General features: G+C 45.5%; 12 protein-coding genes. 9 read left to right on the plus strand and 3 right to left on the minus strand.

Features of this window, described 5'->3' with window-relative positions; all coding sequences use genetic code 11:
- Positions 1–26: 26 nt before the first annotated feature.
- Positions 27–2,474, minus strand: coding sequence for a TonB-dependent receptor (locus ABS362_RS09645; protein ID WP_350412234.1), 2,448 nt, complete (start codon positions 2,472–2,474; stop codon positions 27–29).
- Between the two features lie 449 nt (positions 2,475–2,923).
- On the opposite strand from ABS362_RS09645, the gene ABS362_RS09650 reads away from it, so the two are divergent.
- Complete coding sequence (locus ABS362_RS09650) at positions 2,924–3,076, plus strand: hypothetical protein (RefSeq protein ID WP_350412235.1); 153 nt, start codon at positions 2,924–2,926, stop codon at positions 3,074–3,076.
- A 203-nt stretch (positions 3,077–3,279) separates the two neighbouring features.
- Here the strand turns inward: ABS362_RS09650 and ABS362_RS09655 are convergent, their stop codons facing one another.
- Positions 3,280–3,888, minus strand: a complete 609-nt coding sequence (locus ABS362_RS09655) for a tetratricopeptide repeat protein (RefSeq protein ID WP_350412236.1) — start codon at positions 3,886–3,888, stop codon at positions 3,280–3,282.
- A 199-nt stretch (positions 3,889–4,087) separates the two neighbouring features.
- Between ABS362_RS09655 and lpdA the strand changes: the two genes are divergently transcribed.
- Both lpdA and ABS362_RS09665 read left to right on the plus strand, forming a co-directional pair.
- Positions 4,088–5,482, plus strand: coding sequence for a dihydrolipoyl dehydrogenase (lpdA, locus tag ABS362_RS09660; protein WP_350412237.1), 1,395 nt, complete (start codon positions 4,088–4,090; stop codon positions 5,480–5,482).
- A gap of 334 nt (positions 5,483–5,816) precedes the next feature.
- Positions 5,817–7,220, plus strand: coding sequence for a S8 family peptidase (locus ABS362_RS09665; RefSeq protein ID WP_350412238.1), 1,404 nt, complete (start codon positions 5,817–5,819; stop codon positions 7,218–7,220).
- A 138-nt stretch (positions 7,221–7,358) separates the two neighbouring features.
- Here the strand turns inward: ABS362_RS09665 and ABS362_RS09670 are convergent, their stop codons facing one another.
- Positions 7,359–7,634, minus strand: a complete 276-nt coding sequence (locus tag ABS362_RS09670; RefSeq protein WP_350412239.1) for a YMGG-like glycine zipper-containing protein — start codon at positions 7,632–7,634, stop codon at positions 7,359–7,361.
- A 203-nt stretch (positions 7,635–7,837) separates the two neighbouring features.
- On the opposite strand from ABS362_RS09670, the gene ABS362_RS09675 reads away from it, so the two are divergent.
- The 6 genes from ABS362_RS09675 (at position 7,838) to ABS362_RS09700 (ending at position 14,562) form a co-directional block, all read left to right on the plus strand.
- Entirely contained in the window at positions 7,838–8,380 is a 543-nt protein-coding gene (locus ABS362_RS09675) for a GNAT family N-acetyltransferase (RefSeq protein WP_350412240.1), read from the plus strand.
- Positions 8,381–8,470: 90 nt separating this feature from the next.
- A complete protein-coding gene (locus tag ABS362_RS09680; protein WP_350412241.1) occupies positions 8,471–9,115 on the plus strand; it encodes an NAD(P)-dependent oxidoreductase in 645 nt (214 codons plus the stop codon).
- Between the two features lie 93 nt (positions 9,116–9,208).
- Positions 9,209–10,432 carry a multidrug effflux MFS transporter gene (locus tag ABS362_RS09685; RefSeq protein WP_350412242.1) on the plus strand — a complete coding sequence of 408 codons (1,224 nt, stop codon included), beginning with the start codon at positions 9,209–9,211 and terminating at the stop codon, positions 10,430–10,432.
- A 313-nt stretch (positions 10,433–10,745) separates the two neighbouring features.
- Positions 10,746–11,858, plus strand: a complete 1,113-nt coding sequence (locus tag ABS362_RS09690) for a fatty acid desaturase family protein (RefSeq protein ID WP_350412243.1) — start codon at positions 10,746–10,748, stop codon at positions 11,856–11,858.
- A gap of 224 nt (positions 11,859–12,082) precedes the next feature.
- Positions 12,083–13,201 (plus strand): fatty acid desaturase family protein, encoded by a 1,119-nt coding sequence (locus ABS362_RS09695; RefSeq protein ID WP_350412244.1) that lies wholly within the window; start codon positions 12,083–12,085, stop codon positions 13,199–13,201.
- Between the two features lie 356 nt (positions 13,202–13,557).
- On the plus strand, positions 13,558–14,562 hold the full coding sequence (locus ABS362_RS09700; protein WP_350412245.1) for an alpha/beta fold hydrolase: 1,005 nt from the start codon (positions 13,558–13,560) through the stop codon (positions 14,560–14,562).
- The last annotated feature ends 3 nt before the right edge of the window (positions 14,563–14,565 follow it).

Below are 14,565 nucleotides of genomic sequence, written 5' to 3' on the forward strand. Positions count from 1 at the left end.
GAACGCGGGCAACTATAGCTTATAGTTTAGTTACCGCCTTTGCTTTCGCCGCCTTTCAGGTCGTCGTTTTTAATGCCGCGTTTGGTGCGTTTTATGTCTTCTTTCAGCTTGCCGAATTTATAGTTGAGCCCGATACTTACACGGCGACGCAGGTACTCATATTCGCTGCGCTGGGTAAAGTCCTGGCCAATAACTTCGTTGTAGTTGGTAAAGTATTTCTGGAACGGATTCGAAACCGATAAACTCACACTTGCTTTTTGATCTTTCAGGAAGCTTTTGTTTACAGAAAAGCTGTTCCAGATCATACCCGATGATTTACCCTGCAGCATTATCTGTGGGGCATAATATCCCATATTGGCACTTGTTCGCCAGTTCTTCGGGAATTTGTAGCTCAAACCACTGTGCATATAACCGCTCACCCCACTGTTCTCTAAGTCCTGGCCACTAATGCTGCCACTAAGCTGACTGTAAGAGAATGTACCACTCAGGTTCAGGCTCAGGTTCTTAAACAAAGTAGAGTTGCCACTAAGCGTAAGGGTAGAGGTGCTGTTCTCGCCAATATTGCCATAGGTCGTGCTGCTCACAGAATCTGCCGGGTTAAAGGTAGTATAGTTCTGAATAGCATTGTTGGTAAAAGCATGGGTAAACGTAGAGTTAAGCGAGGTAGTGCCTTTAAAGAAACTATGGCTCAGGCTTAAAACATTGCTGGTAGCTGCTTCCAGCTTCGGGTTACCAAACGACACGCTCTTTTCGTTAGTTCTGTTTACATACGGGTTCAGGTACCACAAACTCGGGCGCTCAATACGCTGCGTAAACGATACCCTTAAAGTAGCCATGTTCTTCAGGGTGCGTGTCAGGGCAATGCTTGGTATCAGATTAAAGTAATCCTGTTCGGTTATAGGAACTGCGCTACCGAAATCAGCATCTACAACGGTTTGCTCCAGGCGGGTCCCCATGCGCACTCCCCATTTATTTAATTTTAAGCTGGTAGAAGCATAGGCTGCGTAAATGTTCTGGCTATAGTCAAACTCGTTGCTAAGTTTCTCATCTTCTATATAGTTACCCGTTTCGGAATCATAGTTGCGGTAGAAATAGTCGCTGCTATTATCCCGGAGTATTGTTTTGGCACCTAACTCCAGGGAGTGTTTTTTGATCGGGTGCACATAATCGGCCTGTATGGTTTGCTCCATAGAGCTGCCATAGTTTTGGGTTTGCGTATTTGTCGCCCCGTTATAGTTTTCGATAGATCCGAATAAGATGCTGCCATCGCTTTCGTCTTTATTGTTACCGACTTTATAAGACAGTGTAAGCAGCTGATCTTTGTTACGCTTGAACGTGTGCTGGTAATCGAGGCCAACCTCATATCCTCCCCAGATACCATCGTTTGTATTCTCCCTTCTGTAAGCCAGGTTGCGCGTGCCTACTTCATTAAATTCCTCTACCGTTTGCAGGCCTATAGAGGTATAGTTGCTGTTATTCAGGCTGAACTTAGCAGAGAGCAGATTCAATGTATCTATCTCAAAGCTCATCTCGCCATCAATGTAACTATAGTTGCTTCGGTTGTTGCCATTGGAGGTTTGCAGCAGGTTTATGCCAGTCCGGTTATCGTAGCGCTGAAAAACAGAGGAGTTACTGGGGCTAGTGAATTTGTTAGTGCCACCGTATCCCGAAAAACCGAATTTGCCAACTTTAGCGGTAAGGTTTGCAGACCCATAACGGCTTTCGGGTGTGCCCTGCGAAAAGTATAAACTACCATTATAGCCGTTCTTAGGAGCATCAGTAGTAATTACGTTTATAATACCGCCAATACCTTCAGCGTCGTATTTAGCCGGTGGGTCGGTTATTACTTCGATGCGCTTAATGCTGCTGGCCGGCATGCTGCGGAAAACATCTTTAGGAGAGCGGGCAAACAAGGTAGATGGTTTCCCGTTTACCAGTACTTTAAAGCTGCCACTACCATTCAGTTTAATGTTTTCGTCTGAGTCGAGGCTGAGCATCGGGACTTTGCGGAGCATATCCAGGGCAGTTATCGTTTTGCTCTCAGGGTCCATCTCCACGTTATAGCTCAGCTTGTCTACATCCTGTGTAACGAGTAGCTTTTCGGTTACTACTTCCACTTCCTTCAGTTGCTGCGCCGATGATGCCAGACTGATCTTTCCTGCATCAACTATAGTTTTACCGGCATCTAAAGTTACTTCTGAGGTCTGTAGTTTATAGCCAACAAAGGTAAAAATGAGCTTGTACTTCGCCAGCGGAACGCCAGTGAACTCAAAAGAACCGTTGTCTTTGGTGAAAGTGCTTTTGATGGGTTCGTTTTTGTCAGGGTGCGTGAGTACTACCGTTACATAGCTTACAGGTTTCAGGGTAGTAGAGTCGATAACAGTCCCTTTAATAGTGCCGGTGGAGGCGGGGCTTTGCGCGAAGGCAATAGAGCTGAACAACAGGCACAGGGCCAGTAATAAGTTTTGTTTCATGTGTATAGGTTGGTTAAAATAAGCACGGTAACATCTGATTGCCTGTAACTTTCGGCACTACTTCTCCAGGTTCCCGCTTATCTATACACACCAGGTAGTTCTACCTGTTCTTTCCTAAAAGTTCGTTCTCAGAGCTGCAAAGCGCATAAGCTTCGCGAATATAAAGGTAAACGATTTTAATATAGCGTTAAGTATATGTTTGAAAAATAAATATGATTTAAGCACAAATTGATAGTTCAGCTTATTGTGGTTTTACCTCACACCAGCCCTCTCCTAAAAACAGGAGAGGGAGTTTACACACCCCTGCCCCTCTCAAGAGGGGAATTTCGGGTGTTGCTATAGTTGGATTTTTAGTTTCATATTACAGCCTGTCGGGTGGACAGGTCGCGACCTGTCCCTACGGAAATACAGCCACGATAATTTTCGAAGCTTACCGGATCAAATTATAGATGGATGGTTACTATGAGAAATATCACAGTCTTTGGGTTGAGCGCCTTGTGAATATCTGGTGCCGCAGGCATTGCGACGAAGGAGCAAAAGAGATTCGCACAGCGCGATGCCCGAAGACGAGGCCTCCCGGCCGTGAGGGCACCAAAGCCTGATTGAAACGATAGGTGAGTAGAGCTCCCAGGACTAGAGGTGATTTGAAAGGATAGCTTGGTTCAAGTTAGAAGAGATCGAACTATAAGACATATAAGATCCCTAGGCTGACGCTCGGGATGACAAAGAGGAAATTAGAAACAAAAAAGGATAAACGGTTACAATGCCGTTTATCCTTTTTTAAAGTTGATGCGTTTTTACGAACCTATTTACAAAATTTCTTCAGATACTGATCCGCTTCCTTAACCCCCATTTGTTTGGCTTTAGTCCAGTCGGCGCAGGCACCGGCTTTGTCGCCGAGGTTGTACTTGGGAGCGCCGCGGTTATAGTAGGCTTCTTCGTATCGGGTGTTTAAAGTAAGAGCTTTGGTATAGTCGGCAATGGCGCCGCTATAGTCTTTCAGGCCGTAACGTACCAGGCCACGGTTGTTATAGGCTTTGGCATCTTTAGGGCGCAGTTCTATGCCTTTGTTATAGTCCAGGAGGGCGCTGCGGTAGTCTTTCAAGTTATACTTGGCCAGGCCGCGGCTCAGGTAAGCTTCCGTGTACTTTGGGTCTATGGCAATGGCTTGGGTAAAGTCTTCAATGGCGCCACGGTAGTCCAGCAGGCGGTCTTTAGCTACACCACGATTGGTGAGCGTAACAGCGTGTTTAGGCTCCAGTTTTAGTACCTGGTCGTAGTCTTTAATAGCATCGGTGTATTTGCCGGCTTTAAATTTTTCGTTTCCGCTGATAAAATATTCCTTCGCCGATTTCTGGGCAAAAGCAGTAAAAGAAACAAATATGAATAGGAGTAGAGGTAAAAGTTTTCTCATGCACTAAGGGTAATGATTTCTTTATCAGCGCAAAGAACAGCAGATAAGGCCTCTTTTAAAAATATTTTCCTGTTTTTATGCTGCTTTCGTGCCAGCGTGCAACGCCTGTCTTACCATTGTGCCAAACTAGCTTTGGGGTTGGGTTTTGCTAAGTTGGTATTTCCGATTAATTTTGCTCATCATTTTAAATATAGAAACTATGGCATCAAAATACGACTTAGTAGTGCTTGGCAGTGGCCCGGGCGGTTATGTAGCAGCTATACGTGCGTCGCAGTTGGGTTTAAAGGTTGGCGTTATCGAGCGCGAGTCGCTTGGTGGTATCTGTCTTAACTGGGGCTGTATCCCTACAAAAGCCTTACTTAAAAGCGCGAACGTTTTTGAATATATCAACCATGCCGCTGATTACGGTATCAACATTGGCGAAGCATCAGTAGACTTTAACGCAGTAGTGAAGCGTAGCCGTGGTGTAGCTGATGGCATGAGCAAAGGCATCCAGTTCCTGTTCCGCAAAAACAAGATAGATGCGATAATGGGTACCGGTAAAATTGTTGCCAAAGGTAAAGTTGAAGTTACAGATGCTGAAGGCAAAAAAGATACAGTAGAAGCTACCAACATCATCATCGCAACTGGTGCCCGCTCACGTGAGCTACCTAACCTGCCAATAGATGGTAAAAAGATCATCGGTTACCGCCAGGCAATGGCTTTGGATAAAAAGCCTGAGTCTATGGTAGTAGTTGGTTCTGGTGCTATCGGGGTGGAGTTTGCTTACTTCTACAACGCCATGGGTACCAAGGTAACTATAGTAGAATATATGCCGAACATCGTTCCTGTGGAAGATGAAGAAGTGTCTCGTCAACTGGCCAAGTCTTTCAAAAAGTCTGGTATCAGCATCATGACAGACTCTTCGGTAGAGAAAGTAGATACAAACGGCGACCTGTGTAAGGTGACTGTTAAAACGGCCAAAGGTGAAGAGATACTGGAAGCAGAAGTAGTGCTTTCGGCAGTGGGTATCCAGACAAACCTGGAGAACATTGGCCTGGAAGAACTGGGTATTAAAGTTGATCGTGGCCGTGTTGTAGTGGATGAATACTATAAGACAAACGTGGACGGTATTTTCGCGATCGGTGACATCGTTCCTGGTCCGGCGTTGGCGCACGTGGCATCTGCCGAAGGTATCATCTGCGTGGAAGCTATTGCAGGTCATCACCCGGAGCCGTTAAACTATGGCAACATACCAGGCTGTACGTACTGCTCTCCTGAGATCGCTTCGGTTGGTCTTACTGAGAAGGCGGCACGTGAGCAGGGTATCGAGATAAAAGTTGGTAAATTCCCGTTCTCGGCATCAGGTAAGGCAAGCGCTGCCGGTGCAAAAGATGGTTTCGTTAAAGTGATCTTTGATGCTAAATATGGTGAGTTCCTGGGCGCGCACATGATCGGAGCAAACGTAACCGAGATGATAGCAGAAGTGGTAGTTGCCCGCAAATTGGAGACGACCGGCCATGAGATCATCAAGTCGGTACACCCGCACCCAACTATGAGCGAGGCTATTATGGAAGCTGCCGCTGCCGCTTACGACGAAGTGATTCACCTGTAAGCTCAGGTTTAAACAATATAAAAAGGGTTGGCCGGATTTCGGCCAACCCTTTTTTGTTGCCGGTTTATAGTTGGCGTATTGAGGGCGCAATTCAAAAATAAATTTAAAGTATAGTAAAAGTATATTGTTACTTTTTACAAAAATTTAACTTTTTATATATAAATCTGCCAGTCTGTTTTAAGGCTGTTTTTGATTCTGTTTTTGTGTAAAGTGCTTTTGTGTAGCTTTTTACGGGGCGTTACTTTTGTAGGCAAACCTTCCTTTGAATATCATTTTTAAAAGAAGAAATTCATTTTCACAATAACACTCACTTAACACCTAAAACAAAACTATCATGATTAAAAACTACCTGACAGCAGGAAAGTCTGCTGTTGCAATGGCAATCCTGTCTGCGGCTGTACTTACAAGCTGCGAAAAAGAAGCGATGTTGGAAGAGAAAGAGTTTGCAACTTCAAGTGAAATGCAGGCTGTTGGTAAGGGACAGGCCATGGTGCCGAACGAAGTGCTTGTAAAGTTTAAAGCAGGTACTTCAGCAGATGCGAGATCAGCTGCTTTGGCACGTATCAGCGGTAATGTTAAAGAGCACATCCTTACAAGAGCAATGGAGCGTGTTGGCGACAGAGAAGGTCTTACGTTGGTACATACGCCAATGGCAGCCCTGGAAGCGCTGAGCAAATTAAAAGGAGCTGCTGAAATAGAATACGTTGAACCAAACTATATCTACACGCACAGCGCAGCTTCTTCTGATCCTTATTTCACCAACGGTTCGCTGTGGGGCTTATACGGCGACGGTACATCACCGGCAAACCAGTATGGCAGCCAGGCCGGCGAAGCATGGGCAACTGGTAACACTGGCTCTTCTTCGGTGGTAGTTGGTATTATTGATGAAGGTATTCAGCACTCACACCCTGACCTTTCTGCAAACGTATGGACAAACCCTTACGACCCGATTGATGGTATTGACAACGATGGCAACGGCTATGTGGATGACGTGCATGGCTGGGATTTTGATGGTAACGATAACGAGGTGTATGATGGTGGCTCAAGAGGCAGCCTGGATGATCACGGAACACATGTTGCCGGAACAATAGGTGCCGTGAACGATGGCAAGGGCGTAGTTGGCGTTAACTGGAACGTAACTATGATCTCGCTTAAATTCTTAGGCCGCAGAGGCGGTACTACGGCAAATGCAGTAAAAGCTGTTGATTACCTGACAGACCTGAAGAACAGACACGGCATGAACGTAGTTGCCAGCAATAACTCGTGGGGTGGCGGTGGCTTCTCGCAGGCACTTTACGATGCGGTTAGCCGTGCAAATGCAAAAGAGATCCTTTTTGTGGCAGCAGCCGGTAACGGTGGCAGCGATGGCGTTGGCGATAATAACGATGCAGTAGCCAGCTACCCATCTAACATGGACCTTCCGAATGTAATTGCAGTAGCAGCTATCACCTCTTCTGGTGCTAAGTCATCGTTCTCTAACTATGGCGCTACAACTGTAGATATCGGTGCTCCGGGTTCTGCTATAAACTCAACTACAGCCTTAAACTCGTATTCTTCTTATAACGGTACGTCAATGGCTACGCCTCACGTAACGGGTGGTGTTGCTTTATATGCAGCCAAAAATCCGGGTGCTACAGCGGCGGCAATCAAAAATGCTATCATGAGCAGTGCTGTTCCAACAGCTTCCCTGTCTGGTAAGTGTGTAACTGGCGGACGCTTGAATGTGAGCGGTTTCTAAGATAAAGCCAAATCAGAATTAAGAGTCGTCCGGTCCTCTGCCCGGGCGACTTTTATATTTTAACTGTTTCTTATATTGTTTAACTGCCGTAAGAAACGTGTTTCATGCAAAAGGCTGCCCAGCGGGCAGCCTTTTGTTTTACCTGTTATCGTTTTTCTCTTTGTCGCGGTATCCTTCGTAACGTTTGCGGTCTTTCTTTTTGTCTTTTTTACGACCAATGGCACCGCCGGCAGCTGTTCCGGCTGCAGCACCAATTACAGCACCTTTAGTGCCCCCAACAGCAGCACCGGCTGCAGCACCTGTAGCACCACCAACGGCAGCACCTTTTGCTTTTCGGCTCCAGCCCTCACCGGTACAACTACCTAGTAGAAATACGGTGATCAATAATGGTATGAATCTGTGAAATAGTCTCATAACAATACAGTTTAACTAATCCTGTTTTACGTTTTCGTTTTCAGCTTGTTTTTGATGGCTATAGTTTGTTAATCAGTTGTTTATAGTTTTATAGGCTTTGAAGTTGAAGGGGGTGAATTAAAAGCCGGTGCAATTCCTGCAAACTATAGTTTAGGGTATCATTTTACCTTACCTGTCTTAGCCGTATTTTTGCGACTTCAATTATGCTAATTTTTTTTATGCCAGATGTTTCTATAGTTCCCTGCACCATTTCAGATCTGCATACTTTACAGGATATTGCCCTGAACGCTTACGGCGACCATTACCTGCATTTATGGAACGATGGCGGTGCCTGGTACATTGAGAAAAGTTTTAGTGATGCTGCTCTGAAAAGTGAACTAGAAGATACCGATGCCGCTTTTTTCCTGGTGCATGATGCTGATGAACTGGTTGGCTTCCTGAAACTGAACAATAACAAAGCGCTGGAAAACTATAGTCCGGAGGATGCCCTGGAACTGGAAAGGATTTACCTTACAAAAGCAGACTCAGGTAAGGGAGTTGGAAAGCAGGTGATGAACTTTACAGAACAGTTTGCCCGGGAACGAAACAAGAAAGTGATCTGGCTGAAAGCCATGGACAGCAGCCACGATGCCATCCGGTTTTACGAGCAGAATGGCTATGCACACTGCGGTACTTACAGGTTAGACTTCGAAGCGATGAAACCGGAATACCGTGGCATGGTGATCATGAAAAAGGAACTGAATTGATTGGCTGAACTACGTAAACTATAGTTGGAGTTTGTTGTTATAGATGATTAGCAACTTGAAATCAGAATTTAAACTATAGTTTCAGAATCCATGAAAATAGCCATTATAGGAGCCAGCGGAAATATTGGCAGTCGCATTACCCACGAAGCCCTGAGCAGAGGCCACGAAGTGACAGCCATCGTACGTGACCCGTCTAAACTTACTTTGGAAAACGAAAGCCTGGTAGTAACCAAAGGCGATGCGCTGGATGCAGACGACCTTGCCGCTAAAATAGAAGGACATGATGCTGTGGTTATTTCCTATAGTTCGGGGTGGGGCCCCGGTACCGATTATTCGAGCCATAACAAGGTAACCGAATCAGTTATTAGCGCAGCCAAAAAAGCTGGTGTTAAGCGCTTGCTGAACGTTGGCGGTGCCGGTAGTTTGTATGTAGCGCCTGGCGTGCAGGCCGTCGATACTCCTGATTTTCCGGCCGACTGGAAAGAAGGAGCCTCCGCACAGCGCGATTCGCTTAAGATCTATCAGCAGGAAAACGAACTGGAGTGGACCTTTTTCAGTCCGGCATTTATGATCGGGCCGGGCGAGCGTACCGGTAAATTCCGCTTAGGCACTGAAAACCCGGTTGTGAACGAAAAAGGTGAAAGCAACATTTCGTACGAAGACTATGCCGTGGCTGTGCTGGACGAACTGGAAAAGCCGCAGTTTATTCGTAAGCGTTTTACCATCGGGTATTAAAATAATTTTATAGTTGCAGAAAGCGCATACTTGGCTCTATGGGTTAAGTTTGCGCTTTCGTTTATTTCCGGCAGTTGCCGCTTAAAGTTTTACATGCAAAAAAAACAATACAGAACTATAATTCTGGTACTGGGTGCCCTGGCAGCGCTCGGTCCTTTTGCCATTGATATGTACCTGCCGGGCTTCCCGGCCATTGCCAAAGACCTTAACACCGATATAGCCCATGTAGGCTTGTCGCTCACGAGTTACTTTATTGGTATAGCCGTTGGCCAGCTGATCTATGGCCCGTTGATAGATAGATTCGGGAGAAAGAAACCGTTGCTGATCGGGCTTAGCATTTTTGTGCTGGCTTCGCTGGGCTGTGCCTTAGCGCCGTCGGTGGAGTGGCTTATTGGGTTACGACTGTTGCTGGCACTGGGTGGTTGCGTAGGCATGGTAGCCAGCCGTGCCATGGTCCGAGATCTTTTTCCATTGAAGGATATACCGAATGTTTTCTCTACGCTGATGCTAATAATGGGTGTAGCACCTATAATTGCGCCAACTATAGGTGGCTATGTAACAGCAGCGGTTGGCTGGCAGTTTATATTTGTAGTGCTGGCAACTATAGCCGCGGCAGTACTTTTTGCCGTGGCCCGTTTGTTACCCGAAAGTAAAGGAGCAGATACATCCATCTCGCTTAAACCCCGGTTTATTCTCCGCGATTTTTCTTCGGTGCTGAAAGAACGGACTTTCCTGACGTATGCAATTGGTAGTAGCCTGGCGTCGGCTGGTTTGTTTGCTTATATCTCGGGGTCGCCTTTCGTATTTATGGAGTACTTTGGGTTATCTGATAAAATGTACGGAATAGCGTTTGCCATGAATGCGGCAGGATACATTACCGGCAGCCAGTTTAACAGGTTATTGCTGCGCCGGCAAACAAGTAAACAGATAACCCTGAAAGTAGGCATGTTACAGTTTGTAGCTGCCATGGCGCTGCTTTTCGGAAGTTTAACGGGTACCCTGACTGCGGTTGGTACATTGCTTCTGCTTTTCAGCTTTATGTTCAGTTTGGGCATCATCAACCCGAATGCATCGGCGCTGGCCATGACGCCTTTCACCAAAAATGCCGGAAGTGCGTCGGCTATACTAGGCAGTTTACAGATGGGAACAGGAGCACTGGCATCAGCAGCAGTAAGTTACCTGCACAACCGTACCTTGCTGCCCATGACGGGTGTAATGGCCTTTGTAACTACCTTAAGCCTGATGCTGCTGGTGAGCTATCATTTTATCTCCCGCAGATCTTTAGCCGCCAGTCCGGTTTATGAAACAGAGCGATAACTATACTGAGAACGGGTAAATAGCGCACGGAAAGCACCCGGGCCCTGGGCTATTGGCTGAAACTTAATTGCTTGCCGGCAGGTTATACATATATCCCACTATTTAGAGATCGAATAATCAAATTTCCCTATTTATACTTAACTTGTGGGTCATTAAGATTTAACTGGCCTATAGTTTAGGCTAAGTAACTGTCTGGCATCATTATAGTATGTAGTATATTATATTATAAGCGGTTGCTTCTTAAATCACCCGAAATTCACCTTTGAGTTTATGATTCTTTGTATGAATTACGATATCACGCATCATTAAAATTATGAAACTCAAAGGCAAAGTAAAATTCGTTAACAAAGATAAGAACCTGTTTTTCTCTACGCTCCGCAAACGGGTAGACGCTTATTTTGCTGAGAATAATATTCCGACAACCGGCAACACAACCATGAAAGTGAAGAGTGTGGTGCTGCTGCTAACCTACTTTTTGCCATTTCTGGCGCTACTCGCTTTTCAACCGGCTTATCCGCTTAGTTTGCTGCTGTGGTTCGTAATGGGCCTGGGCGTGGCAGGTATAGGCATGAGCGTGATGCACGACGCCAACCATGGTGCTTTTTCTAAAAGCAAGCGTGTAAACGACCTGATGGGCCATACATTAAATTTAGTGGGGGGCTCCGCTTTTAACTGGAAACTACAGCACAACATCCTTCACCATACCTATACCAATGTAGTGGAGCTGGACGAAGACATACAGGACAGGCTGGTGCTGCGTTTTAATCCCCATTCTAAAGTGAAGTTTTTTCATAAAATACAATGGATATACGCTTTTGTGTTTTATGGCTTGCTAACGCTCTATTGGGTGGTAGCAAAAGATTTTGTGCAGTATGCACTCTTCAAAAAGACCGGTGTAAATAACAACTCAACTGCTGAGAACAGAACATGGTTTATCAAACTGGTAGCTATGAAACTTCTGTACTTTTTCGTGATAATCGGGGTGCCGACATTGTTCTTCGGGATTCCGTTTTTACAGGTGCTGCTTGGCTTTTTGCTGATGCACTTTGTGGCGGGTATAATTCTGACTGTCGTGTTCCAGTTAGCACATACGGTAGAGGGTACTACCCACCCGAGGCCAGACGAGCATGGCATAATTGAGAACGACTGGGCCATTCATCAGATGCATACGACGGTTAATTTTTCACGTCATAATAAGATCTTGTCGTGGTACGTAGGTGGCCTTAACTTCCAGATCGAGCACCACCTGTTTCCGCGTGTGTGCCATGTGCACTATCCGGCCATAGCAGGTATTGTGAAAGAAACAGCTGCCGAATTTGGTATCCCGTACATGGAGAATGAAACTTTTGGGCAAGCAGTTCGATCGCATATTGCTACGCTGCATCGCTTCGGAAGGCTGCCTAGTTTGAACGAGGCCATCGGCTAAAAAATCAAATTAACGCTAGAAGCCGGTAGTTTCCTGTTTCCCCTTTATATTTGCACCCCAATTGCGTAAATCCGTTTTTCTTGTATCAACTGCAAGTTTCTGATTAAGAGGAACAAAGAGGGATACAACCTGTTCTTAGCTAAGCAGATGTAAACGCAGGGACTCGCAGAGTCGTAAAACAGTTTTTGAAGTGCGCGTAATTTTTAGATTATCAAGTAGATTAAATGAAGCTTAAAGGCAAAGTAAAATTCGTTAATAAAGACAAAAGTCTGTTTTTTCCGACGCTCCGCAAACGTGTGGACGCTTATTTTTCAGAGAATAAATTACCCAAATATGGTAACACCAGCATCATGGTGAAGAGCATTGTACTGCTTTTGCTCTATGTAATACCTTTTGCGGCCTTGCTTACTTTTACACCACATGTGGCGATTAGCTTCATGCTTTGGATTGTGATGGGCATAGGAGCGGCCGGCGTAGCCATGAGTGTGATGCATGATGCTAATCACGGTGCTTTTTCGAAGAGCAAAACCATGAACTACCTGATGGCGCACTCCGTGAACCTGTTAGGAGCTTCCGCTTTTAACTGGAGACTACAGCACAACATTCTGCATCATACCTATACCAATGTAGTGGATATGGACGAAGACATTGACGACATGGTCGTGCTGCGTTTTTCTCCACACACTGAGGTTAAGTTTATCCATAAAGTGCAATGGGCGTACGCTTTGTTCTTCTACGGGCTACTCACGCTTTACTGGGTAACTCTAAAAGATTTTATACAGTTCTTCAAGTACATTAAAAGCGGAGTAAACGCCAGTTCCAGGTCTGAAAACACAGTTGCTTTTATTAAGATTGTAGCATTTAAATTGCTCTATTTCTTCTCGATTCTGGTTGCTCCGACGCTCATTTTCGGTATACCTTTCTGGGAAGTTTTGCTTGGCTTTTTGCTGATGCACTTTACAGTCGGTATCATCCTTTCTACGGTGTTCCAGTTGGCGCACACAGTAGAAGGTACCAGCCATCCGGTGCCAAGTGAAAGCGGTGTTATCGAGAACGACTGGGCGATCCATCAATTGAACACTACTGCTAATTTCGCCCGCAAGAGTAAGTGGCTGTCGTGGTACGTAGGCGGACTGAATTTCCAGATCGAGCACCATTTGTTTCCGCGTATCAGCCATGTGCATTACCCGGCTTTGGCTGAAATTGTAAAGCAAACCGCTTCAGAATTTAACCTCACGTATATTGAGAGCAAAACCTTTATGCAGGCCGTGCGCTCACATTTGAACACGCTGCACCGTTTCGGCAGACTGCAGTTACCAAACCTGAATGAAGTAATGGCTTAACAAGCCTTACACTATAGTTTACTGAAACGCCCGGTCTGATTAAGGCCGGGCGTTTTTTTTTCTGAATCAGGATTTTCAGGATTTAAGAATGAACAGGATTTGAACTATAGTTCCGCAAATACACTGGCGCCGGTATCCAACCGGTGACGCACAGTGGATGCGAGTCTCCAGACTCGCTTGGCTATAGTTGCAGAGTAATGCCAACTATAACTCAGACCTATAGTTTCATAGCAGAGACCCAAGGTGTTGCGTCTCTACAACACTCGGTTTACTCCAGCCTGATCCTAAAATCCATCCAATCTTAAAAATCTTAGTTCCGGGATTGCGTATAGTTAATAATCATAACTTTAACACAGATGAGAAAAACGGTTACACTTATACTTGCCCTTTTACTGTTGCAATTCCCAACTATAGCCCAGCAACAAAACAACCTGAAGAACCTGGACATTAACCTGGAGAACTATACATACCCGTACCCGGTGCAATACCTGCCGCTAACTATACAAAAGCAGAAACTGCGCATGGCTTACATGGATGTGAAACCGGCAAAGGCAAACGGCAAAACTATACTGCTGCTGCATGGCAAAAACTTTAATGGGGCTTACTGGCAGCAAACTGCAAATGCGCTTTCTAAAGCCGGTTATAGGGTTATTATACCAGATCAGATTGGGTTTGGCAAAAGCTCCAAGCCAGAGCAGTTGCAGTACACATTTCAGTTGCTGGCTCAGAATACCAAAGCTGTTTTAGATACACTAAATATTAAAAAGGTAAGTGTACTGGGCCACTCGATGGGAGGGATGCTGGCGACGCGTTTTGCGCTGATGTACCCGCAAATGGCTGAGAAACTGATTCTGGTTAACCCAATAGGACTGGAAGACTGGAAGCTTAAAGCACCTTACCAAAGCGTAGACCAGGCTTACAAAGGCGAGTTGCAGCAGAACTACGAAAAGATTAAAAAGTACCAGCTGGAAAACTACTATGGCGGCAACTGGAAACCAGAATACGACGAGTGGACAAAACTGCTTGCCGGCTGGACAATTAACAAAGATTACCCACGCATCGCCTGGAACGCCGCGCTTACTTATGATATGGTTTTTACCCAGCCCGTACTTTACGAATTTGACCAGCTACAAATGCCAGCTTTGCTTATTATTGGCCAACGTGACCGTACCGCTTTGGGCAAAAACCTGGCTCCGAAAGAAGTGGCAGCAACTATGGGGCATTATCCGCAGTTAGGCAAAGACACAGCTGAAAAGATAAAGAACAGTACCTTGGTAGAACTGGAAGGAGTAGGGCACATGCCGCATATCGAAGCGTTTGATAAATTTATAACCCCGTTGCTGACATTCCTGAAAAAGTAAGGC

Source organism: Pontibacter populi, assembly GCF_040278685.1.
Lineage (GTDB): Bacteria > Bacteroidota > Bacteroidia > Cytophagales > Hymenobacteraceae > Pontibacter > Pontibacter populi.

What these genes read in the sequence shown, in the direction of transcription:
- ABS362_RS09680 (WP_350412241.1), top strand. Translation starts at nt 8,471, where the DNA reads ATGAAAATAGCCATTATAGGAGCCAGCGGAAATATTGGCAGTCGCATT.
- ABS362_RS09670 (WP_350412239.1), bottom strand. Translation starts at nt 7,634, where the DNA reads ATGAGACTATTTCACAGATTCATACCATTATTGATCACCGTATTTCTA.
- ABS362_RS09650 (WP_350412235.1), top strand. Translation starts at nt 2,924, where the DNA reads ATGGATGGTTACTATGAGAAATATCACAGTCTTTGGGTTGAGCGCCTT.
- ABS362_RS09645 (WP_350412234.1), bottom strand. Translation starts at nt 2,474, where the DNA reads ATGAAACAAAACTTATTACTGGCCCTGTGCCTGTTGTTCAGCTCTATT.
- ABS362_RS09665 (WP_350412238.1), top strand. Translation starts at nt 5,817, where the DNA reads ATGATTAAAAACTACCTGACAGCAGGAAAGTCTGCTGTTGCAATGGCA.
- ABS362_RS09700 (WP_350412245.1), top strand. Translation starts at nt 13,558, where the DNA reads ATGAGAAAAACGGTTACACTTATACTTGCCCTTTTACTGTTGCAATTC.
- ABS362_RS09675 (WP_350412240.1), top strand. Translation starts at nt 7,838, where the DNA reads ATGCTAATTTTTTTTATGCCAGATGTTTCTATAGTTCCCTGCACCATT.
- ABS362_RS09690 (WP_350412243.1), top strand. Translation starts at nt 10,746, where the DNA reads ATGAAACTCAAAGGCAAAGTAAAATTCGTTAACAAAGATAAGAACCTG.
- ABS362_RS09695 (WP_350412244.1), top strand. Translation starts at nt 12,083, where the DNA reads ATGAAGCTTAAAGGCAAAGTAAAATTCGTTAATAAAGACAAAAGTCTG.
- lpdA (WP_350412237.1), top strand. Translation starts at nt 4,088, where the DNA reads ATGGCATCAAAATACGACTTAGTAGTGCTTGGCAGTGGCCCGGGCGGT.
- ABS362_RS09685 (WP_350412242.1), top strand. Translation starts at nt 9,209, where the DNA reads ATGCAAAAAAAACAATACAGAACTATAATTCTGGTACTGGGTGCCCTG.
- ABS362_RS09655 (WP_350412236.1), bottom strand. Translation starts at nt 3,888, where the DNA reads ATGAGAAAACTTTTACCTCTACTCCTATTCATATTTGTTTCTTTTACT.